The organism is Vibrio sp. 10N.261.51.F11 (assembly GCF_041471665.1).
GTDB classification, from domain to species: Bacteria; Pseudomonadota; Gammaproteobacteria; order Enterobacterales; family Vibrionaceae; genus Vibrio; species Vibrio crassostreae_C.
Genome location: NZ_JBFROW010000079.1, coordinates 14161 through 37799, shown reverse-complemented (window position 1 = coordinate 37799; position 23639 = coordinate 14161). Strand labels below are relative to the sequence as shown.

At 45.6% G+C, this 23639-nt stretch carries 28 protein-coding genes; 20 read left to right on the top strand and 8 right to left on the bottom strand.

Annotated features, from left to right (window positions below):
* Positions 1-84: 84 nt before the first annotated feature.
* Both gltS and AB4351_RS20380 read right to left on the bottom strand, forming a co-directional pair.
* Entirely contained in the window at positions 85-1311 is a 1227-nt protein-coding gene (gene gltS, locus AB4351_RS20385) for a sodium/glutamate symporter (protein ID WP_017060972.1), read from the bottom strand.
* 315 nt (positions 1312-1626) lie between these two features.
* On the bottom strand, positions 1627-1983 hold the full coding sequence (locus AB4351_RS20380; protein WP_017060971.1) for a YibL family ribosome-associated protein: 357 nt from the start codon (positions 1981-1983) through the stop codon (positions 1627-1629).
* Between the two features lie 326 nt (positions 1984-2309).
* On the opposite strand from AB4351_RS20380, the gene AB4351_RS20375 reads away from it, so the two are divergent.
* Complete coding sequence (locus AB4351_RS20375) at positions 2310-3107, top strand: DUF4344 domain-containing metallopeptidase (protein ID WP_372126990.1); 798 nt, start codon at positions 2310-2312, stop codon at positions 3105-3107.
* A 144-nt stretch (positions 3108-3251) separates the two neighbouring features.
* Here the strand turns inward: AB4351_RS20375 and AB4351_RS20370 are convergent, their stop codons facing one another.
* The gene (locus AB4351_RS20370; protein WP_017072356.1) at positions 3252-3638 is read right to left on the bottom strand and encodes a tautomerase family protein; all 387 of its coding nucleotides are present in this window, start codon (positions 3636-3638) and stop codon (positions 3252-3254) included.
* Positions 3639-3890: 252 nt separating this feature from the next.
* On the opposite strand from AB4351_RS20370, the gene AB4351_RS20365 reads away from it, so the two are divergent.
* The 16 genes from AB4351_RS20365 (at position 3891) to AB4351_RS20290 (ending at position 16528) form a co-directional block, all read left to right on the top strand.
* Positions 3891-4511 carry an LON peptidase substrate-binding domain-containing protein gene (locus tag AB4351_RS20365; RefSeq protein WP_017065084.1) on the top strand — a complete coding sequence of 207 codons (621 nt, stop codon included), beginning with the start codon at positions 3891-3893 and terminating at the stop codon, positions 4509-4511.
* A 110-nt stretch (positions 4512-4621) separates the two neighbouring features.
* On the top strand, positions 4622-5251 hold the full coding sequence (locus AB4351_RS20360; RefSeq protein WP_372083732.1) for a sigma-70 family RNA polymerase sigma factor: 630 nt from the start codon (positions 4622-4624) through the stop codon (positions 5249-5251).
* Positions 5244-5924, top strand: a complete 681-nt coding sequence (locus AB4351_RS20355; protein WP_137001636.1) for a ChrR family anti-sigma-E factor — start codon at positions 5244-5246, stop codon at positions 5922-5924. Before AB4351_RS20360 ends, AB4351_RS20355 begins: the two co-directional genes overlap by 8 nt.
* A 174-nt stretch (positions 5925-6098) precedes the next feature.
* Positions 6099-7046 (top strand): DUF523 and DUF1722 domain-containing protein, encoded by a 948-nt coding sequence (locus AB4351_RS20350; protein WP_017060965.1) that lies wholly within the window; start codon positions 6099-6101, stop codon positions 7044-7046.
* Positions 7043-8458: a deoxyribodipyrimidine photo-lyase gene (phrB, locus tag AB4351_RS20345; RefSeq protein WP_372126988.1), complete on the top strand. Its 1416-nt coding sequence runs from the start codon at positions 7043-7045 to the stop codon at positions 8456-8458. Before AB4351_RS20350 ends, phrB begins: the two co-directional genes overlap by 4 nt.
* A 14-nt stretch (positions 8459-8472) precedes the next feature.
* The gene (locus AB4351_RS20340; RefSeq protein ID WP_017061283.1) at positions 8473-8904 is read left to right on the top strand and encodes a nuclear transport factor 2 family protein; all 432 of its coding nucleotides are present in this window, start codon (positions 8473-8475) and stop codon (positions 8902-8904) included.
* On the top strand, positions 8904-9635 hold the full coding sequence (locus AB4351_RS20335) for an SDR family NAD(P)-dependent oxidoreductase (protein WP_019819978.1): 732 nt from the start codon (positions 8904-8906) through the stop codon (positions 9633-9635). Before AB4351_RS20340 ends, AB4351_RS20335 begins: the two co-directional genes overlap by 1 nt.
* Before the next feature lie 2 nt (positions 9636-9637).
* The gene (locus AB4351_RS20330; RefSeq protein ID WP_372126986.1) at positions 9638-10909 is read left to right on the top strand and encodes an NAD(P)/FAD-dependent oxidoreductase; all 1272 of its coding nucleotides are present in this window, start codon (positions 9638-9640) and stop codon (positions 10907-10909) included.
* The gene (locus tag AB4351_RS20325; protein WP_372126984.1) at positions 10906-11712 is read left to right on the top strand and encodes a DUF1365 domain-containing protein; all 807 of its coding nucleotides are present in this window, start codon (positions 10906-10908) and stop codon (positions 11710-11712) included. Before AB4351_RS20330 ends, AB4351_RS20325 begins: the two co-directional genes overlap by 4 nt.
* A 105-nt stretch (positions 11713-11817) precedes the next feature.
* Complete coding sequence (locus AB4351_RS20320; RefSeq protein WP_017061279.1) at positions 11818-13098, top strand: cyclopropane-fatty-acyl-phospholipid synthase family protein; 1281 nt, start codon at positions 11818-11820, stop codon at positions 13096-13098.
* Positions 13076-13597 carry a DUF2878 domain-containing protein gene (locus AB4351_RS20315; protein WP_017061278.1) on the top strand — a complete coding sequence of 174 codons (522 nt, stop codon included), beginning with the start codon at positions 13076-13078 and terminating at the stop codon, positions 13595-13597. The genes AB4351_RS20320 and AB4351_RS20315 overlap by 23 nt, the downstream gene beginning before the upstream one ends.
* A gap of 3 nt (positions 13598-13600) precedes the next feature.
* Positions 13601-14176, top strand: coding sequence for a chalcone isomerase family protein (locus AB4351_RS20310; RefSeq protein WP_372126983.1), 576 nt, complete (start codon positions 13601-13603; stop codon positions 14174-14176).
* Positions 14173-14715, top strand: a complete 543-nt coding sequence (locus AB4351_RS20305; protein WP_017061276.1) for a DUF3833 domain-containing protein — start codon at positions 14173-14175, stop codon at positions 14713-14715. The genes AB4351_RS20310 and AB4351_RS20305 overlap by 4 nt, the downstream gene beginning before the upstream one ends.
* Positions 14716-14961: 246 nt before the next feature.
* Positions 14962-15225: a hypothetical protein gene (locus AB4351_RS20300; protein ID WP_017061275.1), complete on the top strand. Its 264-nt coding sequence runs from the start codon at positions 14962-14964 to the stop codon at positions 15223-15225.
* A gap of 263 nt (positions 15226-15488) precedes the next feature.
* Positions 15489-16157, top strand: a complete 669-nt coding sequence (locus AB4351_RS20295; protein WP_372126981.1) for an SDR family NAD(P)-dependent oxidoreductase — start codon at positions 15489-15491, stop codon at positions 16155-16157.
* Between the two features lie 131 nt (positions 16158-16288).
* Entirely contained in the window at positions 16289-16528 is a 240-nt protein-coding gene (locus AB4351_RS20290) for an RNA-binding protein (protein WP_017061273.1), read from the top strand.
* Positions 16529-16672: 144 nt separating this feature from the next.
* Here AB4351_RS20290 and AB4351_RS20285 read toward each other — a convergent pair whose 3' ends face one another.
* The 4 genes from AB4351_RS20285 to AB4351_RS20270 all read right to left on the bottom strand — a co-directional run bounded on the left by AB4351_RS20285 (position 16673) and on the right by AB4351_RS20270 (position 19119).
* The gene (locus tag AB4351_RS20285) at positions 16673-17017 is read right to left on the bottom strand and encodes a ribosome recycling factor family protein (RefSeq protein WP_017061272.1); all 345 of its coding nucleotides are present in this window, start codon (positions 17015-17017) and stop codon (positions 16673-16675) included.
* Positions 17018-17186: 169 nt separating this feature from the next.
* A complete protein-coding gene (locus tag AB4351_RS20280) occupies positions 17187-17654 on the bottom strand; it encodes an OsmC family protein (RefSeq protein ID WP_065583947.1) in 468 nt (155 codons plus the stop codon).
* 29 nt (positions 17655-17683) lie between these two features.
* Positions 17684-18076: a GFA family protein gene (locus AB4351_RS20275; RefSeq protein ID WP_372126979.1), complete on the bottom strand. Its 393-nt coding sequence runs from the start codon at positions 18074-18076 to the stop codon at positions 17684-17686.
* Between the two features lie 113 nt (positions 18077-18189).
* Positions 18190-19119, bottom strand: a complete 930-nt coding sequence (locus AB4351_RS20270; protein ID WP_102320399.1) for a LysR family transcriptional regulator — start codon at positions 19117-19119, stop codon at positions 18190-18192.
* A gap of 173 nt (positions 19120-19292) precedes the next feature.
* Between AB4351_RS20270 and AB4351_RS20265 the strand changes: the two genes are divergently transcribed.
* From AB4351_RS20265 to AB4351_RS20255, 3 genes are all read left to right on the top strand, one after another.
* A complete protein-coding gene (locus AB4351_RS20265; RefSeq protein ID WP_102320398.1) occupies positions 19293-19976 on the top strand; it encodes an SDR family oxidoreductase in 684 nt (227 codons plus the stop codon).
* A gap of 83 nt (positions 19977-20059) precedes the next feature.
* Positions 20060-21268, top strand: coding sequence for an MFS transporter (locus tag AB4351_RS20260; RefSeq protein ID WP_102393352.1), 1209 nt, complete (start codon positions 20060-20062; stop codon positions 21266-21268).
* A gap of 48 nt (positions 21269-21316) precedes the next feature.
* Complete coding sequence (locus AB4351_RS20255; protein ID WP_136975944.1) at positions 21317-22405, top strand: alkene reductase; 1089 nt, start codon at positions 21317-21319, stop codon at positions 22403-22405.
* Between the two features lie 295 nt (positions 22406-22700).
* Here AB4351_RS20255 and rlmJ read toward each other — a convergent pair whose 3' ends face one another.
* Positions 22701-23567 carry a 23S rRNA (adenine(2030)-N(6))-methyltransferase RlmJ gene (rlmJ, locus tag AB4351_RS20250; protein ID WP_372126976.1) on the bottom strand — a complete coding sequence of 289 codons (867 nt, stop codon included), beginning with the start codon at positions 23565-23567 and terminating at the stop codon, positions 22701-22703.
* Positions 23568-23639: the final 72 nt, after the last annotated feature.

The following is a 23639-nucleotide window of genomic DNA, read 5'->3' as shown; positions in this document are numbered from 1 at the left end:
CTTTACGGGGTCACTTCAAACAGACTGGCTTTCTTGTATTCATCTTAGTGCGATAAGCACATTGCGTTTAAGTAAAGGCGAACATTAACCGATAAACGAGATGTAACCCTGAAGGATAATCAGGTTAACGATATCGATAAAGAAGGCACCAACAATTGGCACCACCATGAACGCCTGTGGTGAAGGACCAAAACGGTTCACCAAAGAGCCCATGTTCATTACCGCTGTTGGTGTTGCACCTAGGCCGAAACCACAGTGACCACCTGCCATAACCGCTGCGTCGTAGTTAGAACCCATTACTTTGAACGTCACAAAGTAAGAGAAGATACCTAACACAACCGCCTGAACCGCCAGGATAACCAAGAACGGAATCGCAAGGTCAAATATGTTCCAAAGCTTAAGGCTCATTAGCGCCATTGCTAGGAACAGTGACAATGACACCGTACCAAGAATATCGACCGTTTCGCTGTCAGTCTTATGCAGCTTAGTCACTTCAAACACGTTAGTGATGAACACACCGATAAACAACGCGTAAACGAAGTCAGGAATCATCAACCAAGAAATTTCAAAAGTCGCCACCCACTGCTCTAGGTACTTCGCACCCGTGATACAGATAAGAAGGATGAACAACACTTCAATCACCTTCTTCGCCGTCACTTTGTCTTCTTCATACTCGTTGTAAGTAACAAGTTCAGGGAAGCGTTCATGTGTTTGCGTGCCAGTGCCGTACTCAGATTCAAGCTGGTTTTTATCAATCAGCTTTTGCGCCACTGGGCTACCGATAATACCACCGATGATCAAACCAAAGGTCGCTGAAGCCATCGCGATTTCTAGCGTATTTGCAATGCCAAACGTGTCTGCAAAAGTTTGAGACCAAGCCGCGCCTGTGCCGTGACCGCCCGAAAGGGTGATAGAGCCAGCAATCAAACCCATCAAGGGTTCAAGGCCTAGTGCCGTAGCTAAGGTTACGCCTACACCGTTTTGGATAATGATGTAAACCGACGCTACCCCTAAGAATAGGAATACCTTAGCACCACCTTTTATCAGCTGCGTGTAGTTCGCCGCAAGACCGACCGTTGCAAAGAACATCAACATAAACGTGTTCTGCAGGGGCAAGGAAAACTCAAGATCAAGGCCGTTAAAGTGCAGGGCTGTAATAGCAAAAGCGACAATCAAGCCGCCGACAATGGGCTCTGGAATGTTGTACTTTTTGAGAATCGGAAGCTTTGCATTGACGAAATGACCTAGAAACAAAACACTAATCGCGATTAGGAAGGATTCTAGTGGTCCAATTGAAATTAATTGATTCATATAACCTCTATTTTTTTACGTTCTCATCTTCCCTAATGAGTCTAGTTTTATCTGTAATTATTTGTGCTGCTCTACCTATATTTATACAAACTGGAGAGAAAGTGTGGATTCGAAAAGCGAACACATTACTGCGATCGCTTAGTACCATGTTAGTAGCACGTTAACTTTTATAGGAGATAAAAGGATTTGTGACAACAATCACCTCCTAAAAGTTGAAAACGGCGTGAGTATCTATGCCGCTGACTCTGCTTTCTTAATACCTAAAAAAGCAAAAGGAGCTATTTCTAGCTCCTCTTTCATCACCATCGCTGGTAATTAGAATTTTTTCGGTGCGTAACCAGTCATAACCTCAATGCGAAGTTCTTTACCGATCTTCGTCATTGGGTGAACAATTACGAGTCCTTTAACAGACTTTTTAAGTTTACCCATATCCGCTTGCTCAGCCTTAGTGATCTCACGGCTAAATGGCATATCAACCAGAGACTTACGCTCTTGGTTCACATCATAGCTTTCTTTGTGTTTAAGCTGGGCAATTTTCTTAGTTAGCTTCTTAATCTCTTCCTCGAACTGACGAACAACAGGACGATCATTACGAGTTTTAGCAGCATCTAACTTGTGGCGACACTTGTCTAGACGGTTGTTAATTTGTTGAAGTTCGTTTTTAACACTCATAATAATTTCCTAAGATTAAACAAGCCAATTCGGATTGGGGCGCGGAGTATAGCACAAGGGTTGTGTTGAACCGAAATTTATCTGTTAATTACCAATAGAAACGAATCACATCGACACCGCTCATTCAGCTTACTTATTCTTTGTGGCGAATCTCTAAGCGGATTATTCATTGATAGGATAGCGCCTACTTCAAAAATTGCAGTCCTCGATGCATCAAAATTCCGTCTAAACTTATACTCTAACGTAATAACTAAATCAGGGTACACAGCTTGGAGTTGTTACCCCCAGCACGACTCTGAATCGCAACGTAATCACAAGGATAGCCGATGACATTATTGAAACGAACATTGACCTGCAGCCTAGTCCTGAGTGCAATGTTTGCCACAACTTATGCATCTAGTGAACAAGCCACCCAAAGTAACCTAATCGTCGAGTACTCTACACCGCAAAATACCGAAGAAGAGCAGCTCAAACGAGAGATTCAAAGCAGTGGCGTTAATGACACCGTGGTCGACCTATCAAACCAACTCTTCATGTTTGAGAAGCCATTAACCATTCAATATGGCGGGGAAGAAGGACCACTCTACGATCCACAAACCCATCAAGTACTGATCCCTTACAGTTTTTACGCTGAGTCACTCAATTACTTTGAGAAGAACCAATACGAAAAAGAGTATGGGAAATCTGCGCAAACCGGCGCTATTGATACCTTGCTGCACACCCTGCTACACGAGACTGGGCATGCGTATATCGAAGATCAGAACATTGCCATATTGGGTAAAGAAGAAGATGCGGTTGATAACCTAGCAACCGTGCTACTGCTTAACTACGTAGAGCATGGGGCCGACGCTGCTATCAGCGCTGCAGACATGTTCGCTTTCGAGTCAGAAGACCGCCCAGAGTATTACGACTTGGGGGAATACATCGACGAGCACAGTTTCGACCTGCAGCGTTACTTCTCCACGTTATGCTTGGTGTATGGCAGCGATCCCGATGCCTATAAGAACTTGCTCGATGAAGTGGAAAACGACTATTTGAAAGACAGAAAAGAGTTCTGCGTTGAGCACTTTGACGTGATCAATGAAAATTGGCATCAGTATTTAAAAAAGAGTGACGATGCTTAGATGCTTAGATGCTTAGATGCTTAGATGCTTAAAGGTTAGTGTCGAGAACTAGGAAAACGGCTTTGGCATCAAATTCCAAAGCCGTCACTCGATAGATTGGCTTAAGTCTTACTTGTTAAGAGTTAAGAGTTAAGAGCTTAAACCCTAGACGTTCACTTTGTACTTCAGATCTTGAGCTTCATCGCCGGTCATCCCTCGAAATCCCCAGCAATGCGATGGCTGTTCCTTAATGGAAATTTCAATATCAATTGGAGAGATAGCTAACTGCTTCTCTATCTCAGAAAATATCTTCTTAATTAAGCGCTTTTTGGTGTTTACCGCTCGACCTTCCATCATATTTATCTCAATGACGGTATAGGCTTCTGTTCTTCCTTCCGGGTAAAAGAAGTCATCTCGTTCCAATGGCACAAACCGATGTGCTCGCTTGTCATCGGGTAAACCCATTTCACTGTTCAAGCACTGCTGCAACACATTAGAGAGCTGCAACTTAATTGGATTTAAGCACTCTTTGATACCATAAATAACAATCATGACCATTCCTTTGATGCGATGTTAGGTATAGAAGAACGTCAGATAGAAGCATCGTCTGGCAACTACCCATTCGCTTACTATTTGTTCATATATTACCTAATGACGCGTATGAGAAAAGGTAAAAACAATGAATTTATGAACAGGTGCAACAAAATATCTATCCCTTTGCGAACATAAGCCGAAGCGAATTGATCGAACACCACCCTCCCCGCGTATATCTTCTCGAATCACATCTGAACTAAGGAGTACTATGTGCCGAATTCACCTAGGAAGACCACGCGGACAGACGCCGAACCAGAAACACCCGTAGAGTCTTCTCTGGAGCTCGCTGTGTTTCCCCTCCCCATCTTCCTTTTACCGGGAGGCAGACAAAGACTGCGCATTTTTGAGCCAAAGTATCTCGCGATGGTCGCTCACGCAGCGCAGGGCGATGGTTTCATTATCGCCACTCAAGACAAATCTAACTCTGATCATCTCAGCTCTTGGGGAACAAAGGTGACCATCGTCGACTTCAATATGTCGGACGACCAGATATTAGAAATTGATGTCGAAGGCGAAAAGTTGGTGCAATTGCATGGGTCGTTTCGAGACGATGATGACCTGATTAAAAGTAAGTTCAGCTTGTTGCCTCACTGGCCTACCGATGAATATAAAGTGCCTAACGTGTTTACCGCTTTTTTGGTTCAGTTGTTTCGCGACCACGATTCGATAAGAACACTCTATCCCACTCCTGATTTTGAGAGCCCACAATGGATCTGTGCGCGATTGCTCGAAATGATGCCTATCCCACTGGAAAAGAAAACAGAATTTACTGAGCCAGCCAGTTTTCCGTCTCTAGTTCCTTTTTTGAATCAAATCATTACGGGGCAATAAGCACTTTTCTTCACTATAATTTTGTATAGTAGAAATTAATTTAAATTAAAGTGATCCCGACTTTCTCCTTTCACGTAGTGCCCATCAAATTCGCATGATGGTTAGTTACTATGCAAGTGGAAAGCAGAAGTTCAGGGAACGGCAAGGAGCATGTCATTATTCCCGATAACAAAGTACCGACAGAGCTCTCGAGCTGGCTGGTGTTGGTTGGTACAGACCGAGACAAGCAGGCGTTCACCTGTTTGTTCAAGTTCTTCGCTCCTAAGATCAAGCGTTTTGGTATCAGTAAGTTGGGTGGCGAAGCTGCTGCAAACGAGCTAGTTCAAGACACGATGACTAATGTTTGGAAGAAAGCACATCTCTACAATGTAGATAAAGGCGCTGCGACCACTTGGGTCTACACGGTAATGCGTAATGCAGCATTCGACATGTTGCGCAAAGTGAAAGCGAAAGCCGAACAAACGATAGCCGACGATATCTGGCCAATCGATGCGATGGTAGCCGAGTCTCAAAGCGAAGATTTGCCATTCGGTGACCATTTGATGAGCCGACACGTAATGACTCAAATAGAAAAGTTGCCTCTCGCTCAGAAAACCATCGTCAAAGGCGTTTACTTTCAAGAGCTCTCTCAAGAGCAACTCGCTCAGCAACTTGGCGTCCCACTTGGAACAGTGAAATCACGTCTGAGACTCGCTTTAGCCAAATTAAAAGTTCACATGGGGGAACAAGACCATGATTAAACATCACCCAAACGCGGCAATCTTGAAAGACTTCGTCGATGGCACGTTGGCTGATTCAGTTTCTTTGATTGTTTCTAGCCATGTAGAGCTGTGTGAACACTGCCAACAACAAGTCAAGCAGCTTACAGCTGTAGCAGCGAATAATGCTTTTGACGCAGAGCCAGTATTCTCAAATGAAGATCTAGACAGTTTCTCAATGGACGACATGGACTTTGATTTTGACGCGATAGAGCAAATCACAGCTGATACTTCTCAGTCTGTTGAAGTGACTCCAGAGGTTCAGAAAGTAACTGTTGCTGACACGACATTCACAATCCCTCGCGCTCTAAACTCAGTAGCGAGAAAGGACTGGATGAACCTAGGCAAAATTTCACGAGCAAGACTCGATTTTGCTGACGAAGCACACCACACCAGCTTGTTGCACATCGACAAAGATGGACAAGTGCCTTGCCACACCCACAGAGGCTTCGAGATCACGCTTCTTCTAGAGGGCAGTTTCGAAGACGAAATGGGCGTTTACAACAAAGGTGACTTCATCTGGTTGGATGGCAATCACACTCATCAACCGGCAACAAAAGAAGGTTGTGTCTGTTTAACCGTTTCAAGTGATGCGCTTTACTTCACAAAAGGTGTGAGCCAACTATTCAATCCACTTGGAAAATATATCTATTAACCCAGTTGCAGGCTATAAATATACAGGATGGCATAAAGCTATCCTGTATATCGTCAATACATCTGAATAAAAACAACTACGGTGTCAAAGTAAAAACACACCCAGCTCTGTAAATACGATTAGCAATGTTGAACTATAAGAAAAAGCTCAGAGCAAGAGCAAAGGAGTTGGCCAATGGAAAAGAAAATCAAAATCGGTATCAGTGCATGTGTTGCTGGACATAAAGTACGTTTCGACACAGGTCATAAACGCTCTCGTTTTTGTACAGACGACCTAGCAGACTACGTGGAATTGGAACCTGTTTGCCCAGAGATGGCTGTTGGTCTTCCAACCCCTCGTCCAACCATTCGTCAAACAAGAATGCTAGATGACATCATCCATGTTTCTCGCCCTGATGGCTCAGGTGATGTGACCAACGAACTGATCGAGTTCGGTCAAAACTACTCAAAGAAAAACCAACACATTGCTGGCTTTATTGTGTGTCAAAAAAGCCCAACCTGCGGCATGGAGCGCGTGAAGGTGTACCACCACCATGGTCGCGGCTCTGAATCGACAGGCATAGGCATGTTCACCCAACAAATTATGGACGGCAACCCGTTACTTCCCGTTGAAGAAAACGGCCGCCTTAACGATCCCATTTTGCGTGAAAACTTCATGACTCGAGTGTTCACTTACCAAAAATGGCTCGATCTTGTGGATGAAGGTGTGACCAAGCACAAACTGATTCAGTTCCACAGCGCCCACAAATATCTAGTCATGTGTCACCACGTTGAGGGTTACAAAAGCTTAGGCAAACTGCTAGCGGGTAATGATTTAGATATCGACGAACTAGCGGCTCAATACATCGAAGGCTTGATGACGGCGTTGTCTCATCACGCGAATCGAGGCAGTCACGCCAATACGCTGCATCATTTGCAGGGTTACTTTAAAAAACAACTGAGTAGCGCTCACAAGCAAGAGCTGACCAACCAGATCGCATCATTCAGAGAGGGCGTTGTTCCACTGCTAGTGCCACTGACACTGATCAATCACTACCTGATGGAATACCCGAACGAATACCTAGAATCACAGGTTTACCTAAACCCGCACCCTCAAGAACTTAAACTGAGATACGGATATTGAGCGACATACTATGGATACGACGAGACCTGCGGATTCACGATAACCCAGCGCTCGTCGCGGCAGTTGAAAACGGCGTAACGACCGCCGTTTTCATTTCAACGCCTCAAACGTGGCGGCAACACCACCTTGCGCCGATCAAAGCTGATTTCATCTATCGTCATCTAAAACAACTCGATTCCCAGCTCGCTGAATTCGGGATAACGTTGCTTCACCTGAAAGCTAGCGACTTTGACGACCAATCCAAACAGCTCATCGATTTGTGCCAGCAGCTTGATGCCAAGTGCGTCTACGCTAACTCTGAACCAGAGGTCGATGAACAAGCTCGCGATAAAAAGCTGATTTCAAGCGGCCTAAACCTGAAGATCAGCGATTGTGACGTTATGCTGCCACTCGGTAGCGTTCTCAACAAACAAGGCGAGATGTTCAAAGTCTTTACGCCCTTTAAGAACGCTTGGTTAAAAGAAGTTCAGGTGAAAGGCATCATCTGCAGTCCAGCTCATGTCGAGTCAGCTGAACGTTCACAAACACAGCTTCCTGACGACTTACAAGCCTTAACCATCTCTGCTGACTATGATTTCGATTTTCCGCGTGTTGATTCGAGTCGCTGGCCATTAAGCCAAGATGTATTGGGCAATGTGATCCCCAATTTCTTAGGCAATAAAGTCAACGACTACGCACGTCTGAGAGATATCCCCTCAGTTAAAGGAACATCGGGGATATCACCTTATTTAGCGATTGGCGCCGTGAGCCCACGTTGGCTAGCGATTCAATTGATTCAGCAGCAACCCGATCTGTTATTTGATACGCAATTACCGGCCTTTTGTTGGCTCAATGAATTGATTTGGCGAGATTTTTATAAGCATTTGATGTTCCACCACCCTAAACTGGTCAAAGGTGCTAACTTTCAGCAAAAATACAATGGTTTAGATTGGTATCACGATCATCCTAGCTTCAAAGCTTGGTGCGAAGGAAAAACAGGATATCCATTGGTTGATGCCGCAATGCGTCAACTGGTTGAAACGGGCTGGATGCACAACAGACTAAGAATGGTGGTGGCAAGCTTCCTAACCAAGCACCTGCTTATTGACTGGCGTTGGGGCGAGCGTTTCTTTATGTCGCACCTTATCGACGGAGACTTTAGTGCCAACAATGGTGGCTGGCAGTGGGCTTCAAGTACTGGCTGTGATGCTCAACCTTACTTCCGAATTTTCAATCCAATCACTCAGAGTGAAAAGTTTGATCCAAAAGGAATTTTTATTCGTAAGTACATACCAGAGCTGCAAAATATCCCAGATAAGCATGTACATTTCCCACATGACTTTATCGCTAAAAACGGAATAGACAGCGAATACTGGCAACCCATCGTTGAGCATAAAGAAGCACGATTGAGAGCCTTAGCCTTCTTCAAATAATTAGAGTGAATATTATGGATAACTCTCTATGGCTTGATAACTTTCTCAACATGTATCGAGAACTCGGAACCGACAATTTCGACGTGCTTAAGACGGTTTATCACCCTGATATTGAATTCCAAGATCCGCTGCATCATGTCAGCGGTATTTCGGCGCTTACGCACTACTTCGAGAACCTCTACACCCAAGTAACCAGCTGTTACTTTCATATCGAACACACTTTCGAAGCGAACGACGAAGCTTCCGTTTACTGGACGATGCAGTTTGCTCACAAGCAATTAAATGGGCAAAAGCCAATCGAAGTACAAGGGCACAGCCACCTTAAGATGCTCGACGGTCAAGTGGTCTACCACAGAGACTACCTCGACGTCGGCTCTATGTTGTACGAACACATTCCAGTACTGGGCTGCGCGATCAAATCCATCAAAAAGAGGGCGAGCCGATAATGCGTATTATGATTACAGGCGCGACCTCAGGTATCGGCCAATCCCTAGCTAAAGATTACGCTCAGCAAGGGCATCAGGTGATTGCTTGTGGCCGCAATCCAGACAAACTGCAAGCCTTAGTTGATTCTCACGATACAGACATCGCGCATTCATCAATTACACCGCTCTGTTTCGATCTGACTGATTACCACAACTTTCCAGAACTCGACCAAGACAAGCCGCTCGATCTGCTGATTTTAAATGCGGGTGATTGTGAGTACATCGACGACCCAGTGAATTTTGATGCCGAGCTTTTTGAGCGCGTCATCAACATAAACCTAATTTCAATTGGCTACGCCCTTAAAGCTTGGTTAAAAAACATCAAGCCCGGCGGCCGTTTGGTTTTAGTCAGCTCCAGCGCCAGCTTTTTACCTTTGCCAAGAGCCGAGGCTTATGGCGCTTCAAAGGCAGCCCTCACCTACTTAGGCAGAACACTTTCGGTTGATCTGGCAACGCACAACATTCATGTCTCAATTGTGCACCCAGGCTTTGTTGAAACGCCATTAACCGAGCGAAATACGTTCTCTATGCCTATGATTATTAGTAGTGAGGCCGCAACTCAGCGAATCGTAAATGGTATCGCTCAAGGAAAGAGTGAAATTGATTTCCCAAGACGATTCATCATGTTGATGAAGCTACTAAGAATGCTTCCAACTCCAGTTTGGCAAAAACTCGCTTCAAGGATGGTATAACAATGAAGAAAATCGCCATTATTGGTTCAGGTATCTCTGGACTCACTTGCGCGCATATATTAGATAAGCACTACGACGTAACAGTATTCGAAAAGAATGATTACGTTGGGGGGCACACCGCGACCGTTGATATTGAACATCAAGGCTCGGCATTTTCGATAGATACAGGTTTCATCGTATTCAACGATCGAACCTACCCGAATTTCAATCAGCTTCTAGAACAACTCGATGTCGAAAGGCAACCGACTGAGATGAGCTTCAGCGTCCACAACACGACGACCAAGTTTGAATACAACGGCCACAGCATTAATTCGTTATTCGCGCAGAGGAGCAACATCTTCAAACCTCAGTTCTGGTCTTTAGTGTCTGACATTCTCAAGTTCAACAAGCTGTGTAAGGCTCAGTTTGAAAGCAATGAATTCACACCAGACGTTACCCTTGGCAGTTTCCTACGAGATAATCAATTTTCCGACTTTTTCAGCCAGCACTACATCTTACCGATGGGCGCGGCGATTTGGTCGACAAGCTTGGAAGAGATGGAAGAATTTGAGCTCAAGTTCTTCATCCAGTTTTTCTACAACCACGGATTGCTCGATATCGCGAACCGTCCTCAGTGGTATGTGATACCAAAGGGATCGCGTTCTTATGTTGAAATCATCCTTTCACGCCTAAGTAAGACTGTTGCACTGAATACATCGATTAAACAAGTGACTCGCCAAGAAACAGGCGTCACGATTGAATTTGAAGATGGCAGCGCACAAGGTTTCGACGAAGTAATCTTTGCTTGCCACTCAGACCAAGCCTTACGCTTGCTTGGTGATGCAACAGAACAAGAGCAACAGGTACTGGGCGAGATCCCATACAGCCGCAATGAAGTGGTTCTGCACACCGATACTCGCTTGTTACCAGACAGAAAACTGGCTTGGGCAAGCTGGAACTACATGTTGGATGGCGACAGTAAACGACCTGCCTGTGTCACGTACAACATGAACATTCTGCAAGGGATCGAAAGCCAAGACACCTTCTGTGTCACCTTGAATCAAAGCGAAGCCATCGACCCAGAAAAAATTATTCGCAGCTTTGTTTATCATCACCCGGTACTTAACTCGAACACGGTCGAAGCTCAGCACAAGCGTGAGCAAATCTGTGGCAAAAACCAGACGCACTTTGCTGGTGCTTATTGGTATAACGGCTTCCATGAAGACGGTGTCCACAGTGCACTCGATGTGACCAAACGCTTCGGTTTAGATTTGAGTACGAGTTCCGCGCTATGAACAGTCAAACCCTGACACCCGAGATGGGGATCGCATCCGAAAAGCGTGAAGAGCTCAGCGGTATCTATTGGGGTAACGTCAGACATCGCCGCTTTGGCGACATCACCCATGAGTTCAGTTATCAGCTGTATATGATGGGGTTAGATCTTGATGAGCTGCCCCAAACCACAGCGCGCAGTGCGCTGTTCGGAACTCGTTGGTACAACCCGATTCGCTTTGTCGAATCGGATTATCTCGCTGAAAAAAAAGAAAATGTCACCACGGATGAACCAAAATCACTTAAGCAACGTATAGCTTCCAAAGTGCAACAACTTGGTGGGGTTTGGTCTGATTCAAACCGTGTGACGATGCTGGCTCAGTGCCGCTGTTTGGGCATCTACTTCAGCCCAATCAACTGTTTCTTCTGTTACGACGCAACTGGAGATTGCAAGTACATGTTGGCTGAGGTGAGTAACACGCCGTGGCGCCAACGACATTACTATCTGATCGACATGCACCAAGAGTTAAAGGTAAAAAAAGAGTTTCACGTTTCGCCGTTCATGGATTTGAACATGACTTATTTTTGGAAAATTAAGCCACCAGCGAAACGCACGTTAGTCCACATCGAAAGCCGCCGAGACGACAAGCTTTTCGATGCGACACTGGCTCTGACGAAGCAGTCAGTAACTAAGACAAACATTAGACAAACGGTATTCAAGATTCCCGCAATGACGATAAAAGTCGTGATGGGAATTTATTATCAGGCTCTCAAATTATTCCTGAAAAAAGTACCGTTTGTGGCGCATCCAGACTCAACATCTTAAGCGCACATGAAAGAACTCAATTGAAGCTTGGGTTCGCTCCAATCAAGGAGCTGAACTCAGCTTAGTTGGCACAAAATATTAGAATGAGTTATCAGCGAGGTTTACATGGAACAGCTTGCCAAACAAAACAACAATATTGAACAACAAGCTAAAGCCGTTGCTGTTTCAAGCAACTGTAAATATCGAGCTTTAATTTTTAAGGTTTTAGAAAGCCTGCAATTCGCGACGCTTGAGATCATTGAGCGCGACCAGCATTCAGTATTTGGTGATCGAGAAGCAGACTTAAAAGGTCGAATCGTGATTCATGATGCTACCTTTTTTAGAGATGTGGTCATCAACGGCAGCATCGGGGCATCTGAAGCGTACATCGATGGCAAATGGACCAGTCCAAATCTCACGCGTGTGATTCAAATCATGGCTCGTAACCAAGCCCAATTGGATGAACTTGATGACAAGACACAGTGGATTTCTCGCATCAAAAACCTCTTGCTGCGTCGCAAGAATGCCAACACCGAACAAGGCTCCAAGCGCAACATTCTCGCCCACTACGATATTGGCAACGAGCTGTATGAGCGCTTCTTAGATAGCTCGATGCAGTACTCTTCCGCTATCTACAGCGAAGACGCAGAAACCTTGTCGAAGGCTCAACAAAACAAAATGAAAACCATCTGTGAGCGACTAGAACTGTCTGAGAAAGATAGCGTGGTCGAGATAGGCACAGGGTGGGGCGGCTTAGCCATCTTCATGGCGCAACACTACGGTTGCCACGTCACCACTACCACGATCTCAGATGCCCAACATGCACTTGCTGAACAGAGAGTAAAAGCGCTTGGTTTAACCGACAAAATCACCCTGCTCAAAGAGGATTATCGCAATCTCACTGGTGAGTATGACAAGTTGGTTTCGATCGAGATGATAGAGGCGGTCGGACATGAGTATCTACAAACCTTCTTTGAAAAATGTTCCTCGCTACTTAAGCCCTCAGGCAAGATGCTGATTCAAGCAATTACTATTGCTGACAGCCGTTACGACAAATACCGTAAAGGTGTCGACTTTATTCAGAAGTACATCTTCCCCGGCGGTTGCCTACCTTCTGTTTCAGTGATGACCCAACACCTTGCGACCAGCACCGACCTTGTGGTTCAAGAAATTGATGACATTGGCCTGCACTACGCTCGAACGCTGAATGATTGGAACATCGCCTTTGAAAATAGTTGGGAAGAGCTAGAGTCTCTCGGCTATTCAGAAGAGTTTAAACGCTTATGGACCTTCTACTTCTGCTACTGTGAAGGCGCATTCAAAGAGCGCGTGATCAGCACTCACCATGTAGTCGCAAGAAAACCTCGTTACTTTGGAGAAAAAGATGAAGCGGTTTTGGATTATTAATCTCGTACTGTTTCAAGCGACCTGGGTTTGCAGTGCTTTCTTTACCGCGCAAGCCCCGTTCGTCACACCACTGATTGTAGTGGTTCACTTCCTTCTATCACCGACTCGCAGTAGCGATTTGAAGATACTCATTTTATTACCATTGGGGCTATTGCTTGATAGCCTCTTACTCCACTTCGGCGTGTTTGCCGTCGACTCTGAAATTGCGAATCAATCGTGGTTCCCGGTGTGGCTTGTCTGCCTGTGGATCATGTTCTTAATCAGTTTTAACCACAGCCTAAATTGGCTTTTAAAATGCTCGAAAGTGATCTTGTTTGTCATAGGGTTCGTAGCAGGTACTAGTAGTTATTGGGGAGGCATCAAAGCAGGTGCTCTTCTTACTACTTGGCCAGATGCATCGGTAGTTGCTGCCCTTGCAATAAGTTGGGGTATTTTGTTGCCCTTACTGGTGGCCGCCTACTCCAACTTAATACAACCTAAAATGGCAATAACGAGGTGACTTATGGCTTATCCACGCAACCCAACACAAACGTTCAAACCTGAGCGAGGTATTGTTCGCGCTCATCAGCAAGCAAAACACACACTTCTAAGCTTTATTACTCTCCCGTTAATCTTTGCTGCGCTGTTATTTGCCGGACACGCTAGAGCCTCTGCTGTCGATGATCTGAACAAACGTGGTGAGGGTGAAATGAGTTACCTGTTTTGGACTCTCTACTCGGCAGAATTCTACACGACTCCAACCAACTCCGAACGAGCTTTGAAGCTTGAGTATTACCGCTCTATCGATAGCAAAGACCTCGTAGACGCTACCGAAGATCAGTGGAACAAGCTTGGCTACTCTGACAGCAACATTCAACGTTGGTTGAAACCCTTGTACGCGATGTGGCCGAACGTGGAAGAAGGAAGCACACTCACGATTCGTGTCGCTGAAGATAACGTAAGTCGTTTTTATTTCGATGAACAACCGATCGGCACCATCCAAGACAAGCAATTTGGTGAAGCCTTTCTAGCGATTTGGTTGTCTGAAAACACCTCTGAACCCGGTCTTCGTAAACAACTTTTAGGTTTGAACAAATGAATCCAAAAACAACAATAATAAAATTTGCTCTGGCATTTTTTTCACTCACTTGGCTAGTGGGCTGTGGCTCTGCAAGTTTAGAAGACCATGTCGACACAACGCCAGAGCTCAAGCTTGAAACCTTTTTTAATGGCGAGCTAATGGCCTACGGCATGGTGCTAGACCGCTCTGGTAACTTACTGCGCCGCTTTGATGCCAAACTGATCGCGACTTGGGACGGTGACAACGGAGAAATAAAAGAGTGGTTCTCTTTTGCTGATGGCGAGCGCTCAACTCGCGTTTGGAATCTGATCAAAACGGGCGAAAACACCTATTCTGGGACTGCCAACGATGTCGTTGGAACCGCTTATGGTGAAACCCAAGGTTCTGCGCTGTATTGGAAATATGATCTAGAAATTGAAGTAGACGGCAGCACCTATGAAGTGGTGCTCGATGATTGGATGTTCTTAATGGACGATAAACGCTTGTTCAACAAGACTGAGATGTCTAAGTTTGGCTTTAAAGTCGGAGAGGTCATCTTATACATCGAGAAGATTTGATGTAACTGCCGTTTCTGATTCTTAGTTTTAAAACGATGACTACATCTACAGTACGTAACAAAACAGCCCACAACGAAAATTGTGGGCTGTTTTGTTTGATCCCTCGAATAGCATACATGCATGCTCAAGCCATTGTGCTAAGATGCGCCACCAGCATACAAATGGACTAGACTGACACTAAGCAGTCCCAATTTGTTTCGCTAAGCGTAGATTCCCTACCATGAATAATTGAAAAGGCTTTAAAGCATGAGCAAGTTGACCTCAGCGGAGCGTAAAGCTCGCGACAATGAACGTTTCTCACAACGCGTAAACGACCGCAGAGAAAAAGGTGAAGACGTAGTTGCTTACGCACTGACCAACAAAAAAGCTGTAAAATTCCTGACTAAGTCAGAGAAAAAACGTTTCAACGAAACGAGAGCGACTCTGCAAGAAGAGAAGCGAGTGAAAGAACAAGAAGAGCTTAACCGAATCGAAGACGCGTTCACGATCAAACAGTTCGACGACGAATAATCACTTATGATTACTCAAAAGCGCTGGCTCTATGCCGGCGCTTTTACTTGTTAGTTCGTTGTTTTTTAACGCTGTTATTTCTTGCTAAACCCGTCGATTCTTAACGGCTTTCCCCCACTTTCTTAGCTCAGCCTTACCGCTCGACCGATCACCCAAGCTATTAACCTATCAACCAGGCTATCGATCAACTTTAGCCATAGATCTCAGAAAATCTTAGCCTAGCCCCTTACTATCTCGAATCAACTCTACAAATTGAAGACAGTATGATTTTAATTACCGGATCAAGCAGCGGTTTAGGCGCAGCTCTCGCGAAACAATATGCTAACGCCGACGCTCAGCGCGTAGCCATTACAGGTCGCAATGCACAACGTTTAGCAGAAGTGGCGCAAGGCCTACCTGCGAATACCATTAGCCAAGCGTGTGATCTCTGTGACCCGCACTCAGTGAGCGAGTTATTGGATGCGTTACCTGAAATGCCGAAGCTGGTGATCCACAGCGCTGGCAGTGGGTACTTCGGTAAGATAGAACAGCAAGATCCAACCATCATCAGCGACATGCTGAAGAACAATATTGAGTCTTCGATCTTTTTGATTCGCGAGCTTGTACAGCGCTACAAAGATCAATCGGTCACCATCGCTGTGGTGATGTCGACGGCGGCACAAGGTGCTAAAGCTGAAGAGTCCACCTACTGCGCGGCAAAATGGGCCGTGAAAGGCTTTATCGAATCGGTAAGGTTAGAGCTAAAAGGTCACCCGATGAAAATCGTGGCGGTTTACCCTGGAGGAATGGCGACCGAGTTTTGGAATACAAGCGGTAAAGGCATGGATACCTCGAGCTTTATGAGCGCGCAAGAAGCCGCTCAGATGCTACAACAGGCGTTGACCAGCACAGAGCATGGATTCGTGTCAGATATCACGATAAACCGCGGCTAGCAGGTAAACAGCTCGCTTAATCGGTAAATAGAGCGACACATTACCAAAGAAATGATTAGAGTAATTATTTGTGAGGGTGAGCATGAAAGTGTGCGACAATGCTCGGCGTAAATTCATATTCAAGGTTTATTATGAAACTTCTAGTTCGTAACCTATCGCGCTCTACCTCTGAGCAAGACATCCGTGTGCTATTTTCTGAGTTTGGCTCAGTAAAAGAGTGCAGCCTAGTTTTAGACCAAGAAACTGGCGACTCAAAAGGCTTCGCTTTTGTTGAAATGCCAGAGCAAGAAGAAGCTAAAGCGGCACTAAACAAGCTGAACTTGTCAAAGCTTGGCAAAAACACGATTCGTGTAAAAGTAGCGAACTCTTAATCGATTCAATGCTTCATAAGCCGCATGGCTTAGCTTAACAGCAGCACAGATGATAAAGCCCGTAACGATATGACGTTTTCCAGCGCAATATCGTTACGGGCTTTTTGCTGCTCGCAATTCTCTTTTCACACGATTTGAATACGCCTACAGACCTTCATGTTCATCAATAGCACGTCTTGCTTCGGCCATTGAACATCCAGATTCCATCACCAGCTGAGCCACAGTCATTGAAGGTGTAGCGGCCAACAGAGATGCCAAACACACCACGGGTTTAGGCAGCACTTTGTCGATTGCAATTGCTATCCAACCGTCTTTTTCATGGGTTAACATCGTTTTAAATTCAACGAGTTGATACTCTTGAGCGACCAACAGCCAATTACGCGAACGACGAACTCGTTTCAACTGACATCCACATTCCGCAGCATTCACCATCACTTGGCTTTTATCACTCACACGATGTACAAAACTATTCAATGGGACGCTAAACATAACTCTCTGCTAATCAATCTATTCCTACCATTCAAGAGCTCTCTACCTATCTCTCAAAACTTTCTAACTGTCACTCAATTAAAACCGTACGTAGGATTACACAGACACAAAAAAACCGCCAGTGATGCACTAAGCAACCTCGCGGTTTTTGGATGTTAACGTGTGTGGTTTACGCTTTAGTTTCTACCACAATGTCCGTTTTTACCGAGTTCGCGATAAAGCAGTTTTTGTGCGCCAAGTGGTGCAGTTTGTCGAGCTGCTTGGCGGTGGGCTTTTTGGTACCTAAAAACACAATTTTAGGGCGCAGAGTCACCTTAGTGACCGATGAGCGGCCGGATTCATCTTCTTCCAGCACACCTATCGCATCATCGACATAAGAGTCAATTACGTACTTCTGTTTTGCAGCAATGCCCAAAAATGTCAGCATATGGCAGCTAGAAAGTGCCGCGATAAACGCTTCTTCTGGATCAACATTCGCTTCCACCGAAAACGGCAGTGGCACAACATGTGGAGAGGACGAAGCAGGCACAGTGACACCACCATCGAACTCCCACGTATGACCTCGACTGTATTGATTGTCGCTAAAGACTTCATCTTCTGCTTTTTTCCAGCGAATGACCGCTCCATATTCAGACATAATTTCTTCCCTTTTTAAAGCTCAATAAATTAACGATCAGCTGGATGATTGACACCATCGTTGGTCACCACATCACCAATATCAAAAGGATTCACCCCTTCCAAACAGCCGATGTTAAAACCGTATTCGTTTGGGCTAGAACGGCGCTGATGATGGGTATAGATACCGCAGTTTGAGCAGAAGTAATGCTTCGCGGTATTGGTATTGAATTGGTAAAGCTTGAGATGCTCTGCACCTTTAAGGATCTTGATGCCATCCAGCGCAACAGAGCCCACAATCGCTCCCCTGCGACGACAGATCGAGCAATCACAGCGGCGTGGTTTTTCTATCCCGTTAGGTAACCTGAGCTCTAGTTCAACCGCACCGCAATGGCAGGTTGCCTTGTGAAAAGGTTGGATAACCGTATCTCCGACGACTTTCATTTTTCTCTCCAATCACATCCTTATGTTGGTCGTATCATAACCAGTTCAATGTTCTCTGTCCGTACCCGGGTGTTGAGTTCGAGAGATCTGTCATGCGCTGCTTCTCGGCTAATCTAACTAGACTTTTCAACCAAATCGCCAAACCGCTCAAACAAGAAATCAAGAAACAACCGGATACGCTTGGGCTGATATTTCTTGCTGATGTACACCACATTCAAATCGGCACTCGACACCGACATCGCGGTGTTGAAGTTCTTCATGTAGCCATTAAGCAGCGTCACAAGGCGCTGGTTATTGATGTCGCCTTGCACATCCAGTACCGATTTAAGAGCAATGCCCTCGCCTTTTAATGCCCAGTAGCGAATCACTTCGCCATCGTCTGAAAATCGCTTTGGAACAACAGTAATCGACTTCTTCATATCATGATCTTGGAAGTGCCATGTCTTGAGCTCTTCATTGCTGCGCAGCATGGCTAAACAATCGTGATCAACCAAATCTTGTGGTGTTAACGGTGTTCCATGCTTGGCAAGATATTCAGGAGAAGCACACAGCACACGTCGGCTTGGTGACAAGCGTCTGGATATCAAACTGCTGTCGACCAATTCACCATAACGGACCACGATATCCATGCCAGATTCAGCAATGTTCGAGAGGTTATCGTTCAAGTAGAGGTAAGGGATCACGTCGGGATATTGCTGACAGAACTCAGAGAGAATCGGAAGAATGTACTGCTTTCCGATGTCTTTCGGCGCGGCGATTTTGAGTGGACCTTTGACCTCTTTGACGCCATTTTGGATCAGGTTTTCGGCCTCACTGACATTATCCAATATCTCCAGACACGCCTTGTGATACAGCTCGCCAGAGTCGGTTAAAGACACATGGCGCGTACTTCGATTCAACAACTTCACACCATATCGCTCTTCCAGCGCTTGAAGCCTTGCTGTCATGGTCGCAGGTGATAAACCCAGTTCGCGCCCAGCCGCCGCTAACCCGTGATGCTTAACAATACTGACGAACATCGCCATATCTGAAAACTTATCCATACGATTCTCGCTTCCGTCTCTTCGTCTTACTTCTCGGTCTTAATGCTCGATTTGAATACTCAGCCACACTATTCAGGTTAACCGAATAATGAATTTATACTTTAACCAATTATCAAATTTAGTCGAATAAATATAATGGCAAACATCAACAGAACAACGCAGGAATTCAGAGCATGACTAACGAATCGACTAAACAAGAGAAACACACTTTCGTCATCATTGGTGGCACATCAGGTATCGGCAAGGCACTCGCGATGAAATTGAGAAACGAAAACAACACAGTGCACATCGCTAGCCGACATACAGGACTTGATATCAGCAATGAAAAATCAATTTGTGAATACTTTGAATCGATTGGCGTGTTTGACCACTTAATCGTAACGGCTGGCTCATCCGCTCCCGCAGGAAAAGTAACAGACGTAGCAACCGCAGACGCCAAGACAGCTTTTGACACTAAGTTTTGGGGCAGCTTAAACGTAGCCAAACATGCCGCTCGTTACATGACACCAAACGGGTCTATCACGTTCACAACTGGCATGTTGTCACGCAAAGTTGTTGCTGGTACTTACGTAAAAACCGCCATCAACGCCGCACTAGAAAGCGTAACCAAAATACTGGCGAAAGAGCTATCACCTATTCGAGTCAATGCCGTTAGCCCGGGTTTAACCATGACGGAAGCCTACAAAAACATGGACGATTCCGCTCGTACAAGCATGTACGACAACGCCAAAAACAACCTACCCGCAGGCAAGGTTGGCGAGCCTTCAGAGGTGGCTATGGGTTACCTATTCGCGATTAACAACCCATACGTAACAGGGTCAATCATCGACATCGACGGCGGCGCTCTACTCGGCTAACACCCCGCAAAGACATAAAGAACAATCGTGAGGGTGTTTATCTCAACGTCCTAACAAATAAGAATTTACATAGGTAACTCATCATGAAATCAGAAGCCATGACACAAGAAAAGATGCCATTCCAAGTTTGGATACTGACACTCGCAGCATTTGCAATTGGCACCGCTGAGTTTGTTATTGCAGGCATCCTTCCACAAATTGCCACATCCCTTTCGATCACCGAAGGTCAAGCCGGATACCTAATCAGTGCTTACGCGTTGGCTATCGTTATCGGCGGCCCGATCTTAACAATCTACCTTGCGCGCTTTAATAAGAAGATAGTGCTGATTGGCTTAATGGCACTGTTCATTATTGGCAACGTGTTATCCGCCTTAGCGCCAAGCTATCCACTTCTACTGGCAAGCCGTGTGATCGCAGGCTTAGTGCAAGGCCCTTTCTATGGCATCGGTGCGGTTGTCGCAACCAACTTAGTGTCTGAAAAAATGGCAGGTCGTGCCGTTGGTCAGATGTTCGCAGGCCTAACACTCGCTAACGTTCTTGGCGTTCCAACGGGTACTTGGGTTAGCTTGCAATTCGGCTGGCACACCACTTTCTTTACCGTGGCTGCACTTGGCACGATTGCGATGATTTCTATTCTAACGTCAATCAAATCGACTGGTCACAGTGAAGCAAAAGACATCAAAACTCAGCTTCTAGCGTTCAAAAATCCAATGTTACTGATCAGCTTAGCAATCACCGCTTTTGCTTGGTCTGGCTTCATGACGCTTTACGGTTACCTTGCGCCAATCGCCATGCACATCACGGGTTACAGTCAAGAATCAGTGACTTGGATCTTAGTGATTGTAGGTGTTGGCTTAATCATCGGTAACACCTTGGGCGGACGCTCTTCAGATAAAAACCTAGGCAAAGCTTCAATGTTTTGGGCTGTCGCAATGATCGTGTCATTGGTGGTGGTTGGCCTTGTGGTAGACAACAAAATCCTATTCGTTGCAGCTGCATTTGTCTTTGGTATTGCATCATTTGCGAACGTTCCCGCTATGCAACTTCGAGTGATGAACCACGGTGGCGAAGGCCAAGAGTTAGCAGCAACCGCCAATATCTCAGCGTTTAATTTAGCCAATGCCTTTGGTGGATTCCTTGGCGGCATGGTACTCGACAGCCAACTAGGCGCAGGCATGATTCCATTCGCAGCCGTTGTTGTCCCTGTTATTGGTTTGCTGCTTATTGCGAAAGCCAACCGAGCGGGGAGGCCACAAAGCAACTCTATTTTCAGCCCAGCAGAAAGCAAATAAGCCCCAATAAAAAACGAAAGATCACAGCATTAAAACAAGGTAGAAACCATGAACAAATTATTCGAAGCATCAGAACTGAAAGGCCTAGCACTACAAAACCGCGTGGTTATGGCACCCATGACACGCGCTCGTACTAGCCAACCTGGAAACGTGCCAAACGACATGATGGCAACCTATTACCAACAACGCGCAAGTGCAGGGCTGATCATCACGGAAGCAACGCAGATCTCTGATGACTCTCAAGGTTACTCATTCACACCCGGCGTTTATACCGATGCACAAATCGAAGGTTGGAAGTCAGTAACAACAGCAGCAAAAGCACAAGGTGCCGCGATATTCTGCCAGCTATGGCATGTAGGCCGAGTATCACACCCTACCTTTCAAAAAGGCGAGTTACCGATTGCACCTTCTGCATTAGCTCCAATAGAAACGCAGGTTTGGATCTCTGATGAGAATGGTAACGGCAACATGGTGGATTGCATCCAACCAAGAGAGATGACCCAAGCAGACATCGATCGTGTGGTTCAAGATTTTGCTAACTCAGCGAAAAAAGCGGTCGAGGCAGGGTTCAACGGAGTGGAAATCCACGGTGGTAATGGCTACCTGATTGACCAGTTCCTAAGAACCAACTCAAACAAACGCACCGACAACTATGGTGGCAGTCGTGAGAATCGACTTCGCTTTCTAATTGAAGTCGTGGATGCGGTAATTGAAGCGATTGGTGCTGACAAAGTGGGCGTACGTTTAGCCCCATTCATCACTTTCAAAGACATGAACTGCCCAGATATCGTACCAACGATTTTAGAGGCATCGAAGGCACTTCAAGATCGAGACATCGCTTACCTGCACCTATCAGAAGCCGACTGGGATGATGCTCCAGTTATCCCTGAAAGCTTCCGTGTCGAACTAAGAGCATTGTTCTCTAACACCATCATCGTTGCTGGCAGCTACACACCAGAACGCGCCGAAGAAGTGTTAAGCAAAGGCTACGCCGACCTTGTCGCATTTGGTCGCCCATTCGTTGCGAATCCAGATCTCGTTTCACGCCTACAAAACGGCAGTGAACTATCCGATCTTGATGGCGCCACTCTGTTCGGCGGCAACGAAAAAGGCTACATCGATTATCCAGCGTTGTAGTGAATTTGGAGGAGATGATTGTTTCTAACCACTAGAAACATTTCCGACAGGCAAAAGAAAGGCTCGCGTGACTAGTGCGAGCCTTATGCAGTTTAGGGGGTAAACCACAATCTAGTTTAATTATTTAACTTATGAGCCATTATGCACTTGTGCGCATTGATATTCTATTTTTAAATGATTCACTGCAATTAATCAATCGATAAAAGTTAGCGTTTGGTCAATTTAAACCACATAGATAACAGTGATTTAGTGAGTGATGTCTAGAAAACCATCATAAAACCCATAAAAATCAGATCTATAAGCTTCTCATTTGCCAGTAACCTTCACCATTAGTCGCGAGTTGGCTGTGTAAATAATCGAGCGTATCTGCGACCGTTCCCGCAATGCCTTGTGGTGGATTGAACAACAGTAAACCACTGCCGATCAGGCGATCATCACCCTTGGGATCTCGAAGGCGAAGCTCCGACTTGATCGGGCTTGGTAGCAAGCCATCTTTCACCGCTGTCACGCAGTGGTTCAGAATCAGTGAGCTCTTATCATCCGTGTAAAGCGGATACCAAATCAAGGCAGATACTTTCTCAGACTGTTGATAAGCCTTAACCAAGGCATCAATCACTGCGAGATATTCAGAATCAGTTTCGTAAGGTGGGTCAATCACGATCAGGTGGTGGTTATCATGCTTGGCCACATCATCAGGCAGCGCTTTAAGCCCATCGCCTGCGGTAATGGTGAGCTTACTTGAGACATCCAGATCGCGTTGTAGCTTCTCAATATTGGTTTGAAGTAAATCGGCTTCATCTTGCTGAATATCTGAAAAATAGAAGCTGTCTTGGCTGCGACCTTGTTGATAGGTAATGGCCGCAGAGCCGGGGTACAGCGTGATAAGCTGATTAGGATTGTAGTATTCCAGCACCGACATAAAAGACGCGAATGCCGGAGGAAGATAAGCCTTATTGCGCCACAAGTACCCGACCCCCTCAGCAAACTCACCAGCATGATTACTGGGTGCAGTAGTGAGGTCATAACACCCTGTACCAGAGTGCGTGTCGATAACATTGAGGCGTGAATGTTGCTGCATTAATGACTGAACAAGTGCACTCAATACTGGATGCTTTAGCGCATCACCATGGTCGCCTACATGACATTGATGTCGATATTCCATTCCCTTGCCTCATTTCTACGAACGTCATCTAAACATACTTCATATCATGAGGGCTTGCCTGCTCAATCTATC

Coding starts and splice junctions, on each gene's coding strand:
- AB4351_RS20380 (WP_017060971.1), bottom strand. CDS start 1,983: ATGAGTGTTAAAAACGAACTTCAACAAATTAACAACCGTCTAGACAAG.
- AB4351_RS20310 (WP_372126983.1), top strand. CDS start 13,601: ATGGCTTATCCACGCAACCCAACACAAACGTTCAAACCTGAGCGAGGT.
- AB4351_RS20355 (WP_137001636.1), top strand. CDS start 5,244: ATGATTAAACATCACCCAAACGCGGCAATCTTGAAAGACTTCGTCGAT.
- AB4351_RS20315 (WP_017061278.1), top strand. CDS start 13,076: ATGAAGCGGTTTTGGATTATTAATCTCGTACTGTTTCAAGCGACCTGG.
- AB4351_RS20275 (WP_372126979.1), bottom strand. CDS start 18,076: ATGAAAGTCGTCGGAGATACGGTTATCCAACCTTTTCACAAGGCAACC.
- AB4351_RS20335 (WP_019819978.1), top strand. CDS start 8,904: ATGCGTATTATGATTACAGGCGCGACCTCAGGTATCGGCCAATCCCTA.
- AB4351_RS20330 (WP_372126986.1), top strand. CDS start 9,638: ATGAAGAAAATCGCCATTATTGGTTCAGGTATCTCTGGACTCACTTGC.
- AB4351_RS20300 (WP_017061275.1), top strand. CDS start 14,962: ATGAGCAAGTTGACCTCAGCGGAGCGTAAAGCTCGCGACAATGAACGT.
- AB4351_RS20290 (WP_017061273.1), top strand. CDS start 16,289: ATGAAACTTCTAGTTCGTAACCTATCGCGCTCTACCTCTGAGCAAGAC.
- AB4351_RS20375 (WP_372126990.1), top strand. CDS start 2,310: ATGACATTATTGAAACGAACATTGACCTGCAGCCTAGTCCTGAGTGCA.
- AB4351_RS20295 (WP_372126981.1), top strand. CDS start 15,489: ATGATTTTAATTACCGGATCAAGCAGCGGTTTAGGCGCAGCTCTCGCG.
- AB4351_RS20340 (WP_017061283.1), top strand. CDS start 8,473: ATGGATAACTCTCTATGGCTTGATAACTTTCTCAACATGTATCGAGAA.
- AB4351_RS20255 (WP_136975944.1), top strand. CDS start 21,317: ATGAACAAATTATTCGAAGCATCAGAACTGAAAGGCCTAGCACTACAA.
- AB4351_RS20350 (WP_017060965.1), top strand. CDS start 6,099: ATGGAAAAGAAAATCAAAATCGGTATCAGTGCATGTGTTGCTGGACAT.
- AB4351_RS20285 (WP_017061272.1), bottom strand. CDS start 17,017: ATGTTTAGCGTCCCATTGAATAGTTTTGTACATCGTGTGAGTGATAAA.
- AB4351_RS20305 (WP_017061276.1), top strand. CDS start 14,173: ATGAATCCAAAAACAACAATAATAAAATTTGCTCTGGCATTTTTTTCA.
- AB4351_RS20325 (WP_372126984.1), top strand. CDS start 10,906: ATGAACAGTCAAACCCTGACACCCGAGATGGGGATCGCATCCGAAAAG.
- AB4351_RS20360 (WP_372083732.1), top strand. CDS start 4,622: ATGCAAGTGGAAAGCAGAAGTTCAGGGAACGGCAAGGAGCATGTCATT.
- gltS (WP_017060972.1), bottom strand. CDS start 1,311: ATGAATCAATTAATTTCAATTGGACCACTAGAATCCTTCCTAATCGCG.
- AB4351_RS20265 (WP_102320398.1), top strand. CDS start 19,293: ATGACTAACGAATCGACTAAACAAGAGAAACACACTTTCGTCATCATT.
- AB4351_RS20280 (WP_065583947.1), bottom strand. CDS start 17,654: ATGTCTGAATATGGAGCGGTCATTCGCTGGAAAAAAGCAGAAGATGAA.
- AB4351_RS20260 (WP_102393352.1), top strand. CDS start 20,060: ATGAAATCAGAAGCCATGACACAAGAAAAGATGCCATTCCAAGTTTGG.
- AB4351_RS20320 (WP_017061279.1), top strand. CDS start 11,818: ATGGAACAGCTTGCCAAACAAAACAACAATATTGAACAACAAGCTAAA.
- AB4351_RS20270 (WP_102320399.1), bottom strand. CDS start 19,119: ATGGATAAGTTTTCAGATATGGCGATGTTCGTCAGTATTGTTAAGCAT.
- AB4351_RS20370 (WP_017072356.1), bottom strand. CDS start 3,638: ATGATTGTTATTTATGGTATCAAAGAGTGCTTAAATCCAATTAAGTTG.
- rlmJ (WP_372126976.1), bottom strand. CDS start 23,567: ATGGAATATCGACATCAATGTCATGTAGGCGACCATGGTGATGCGCTA.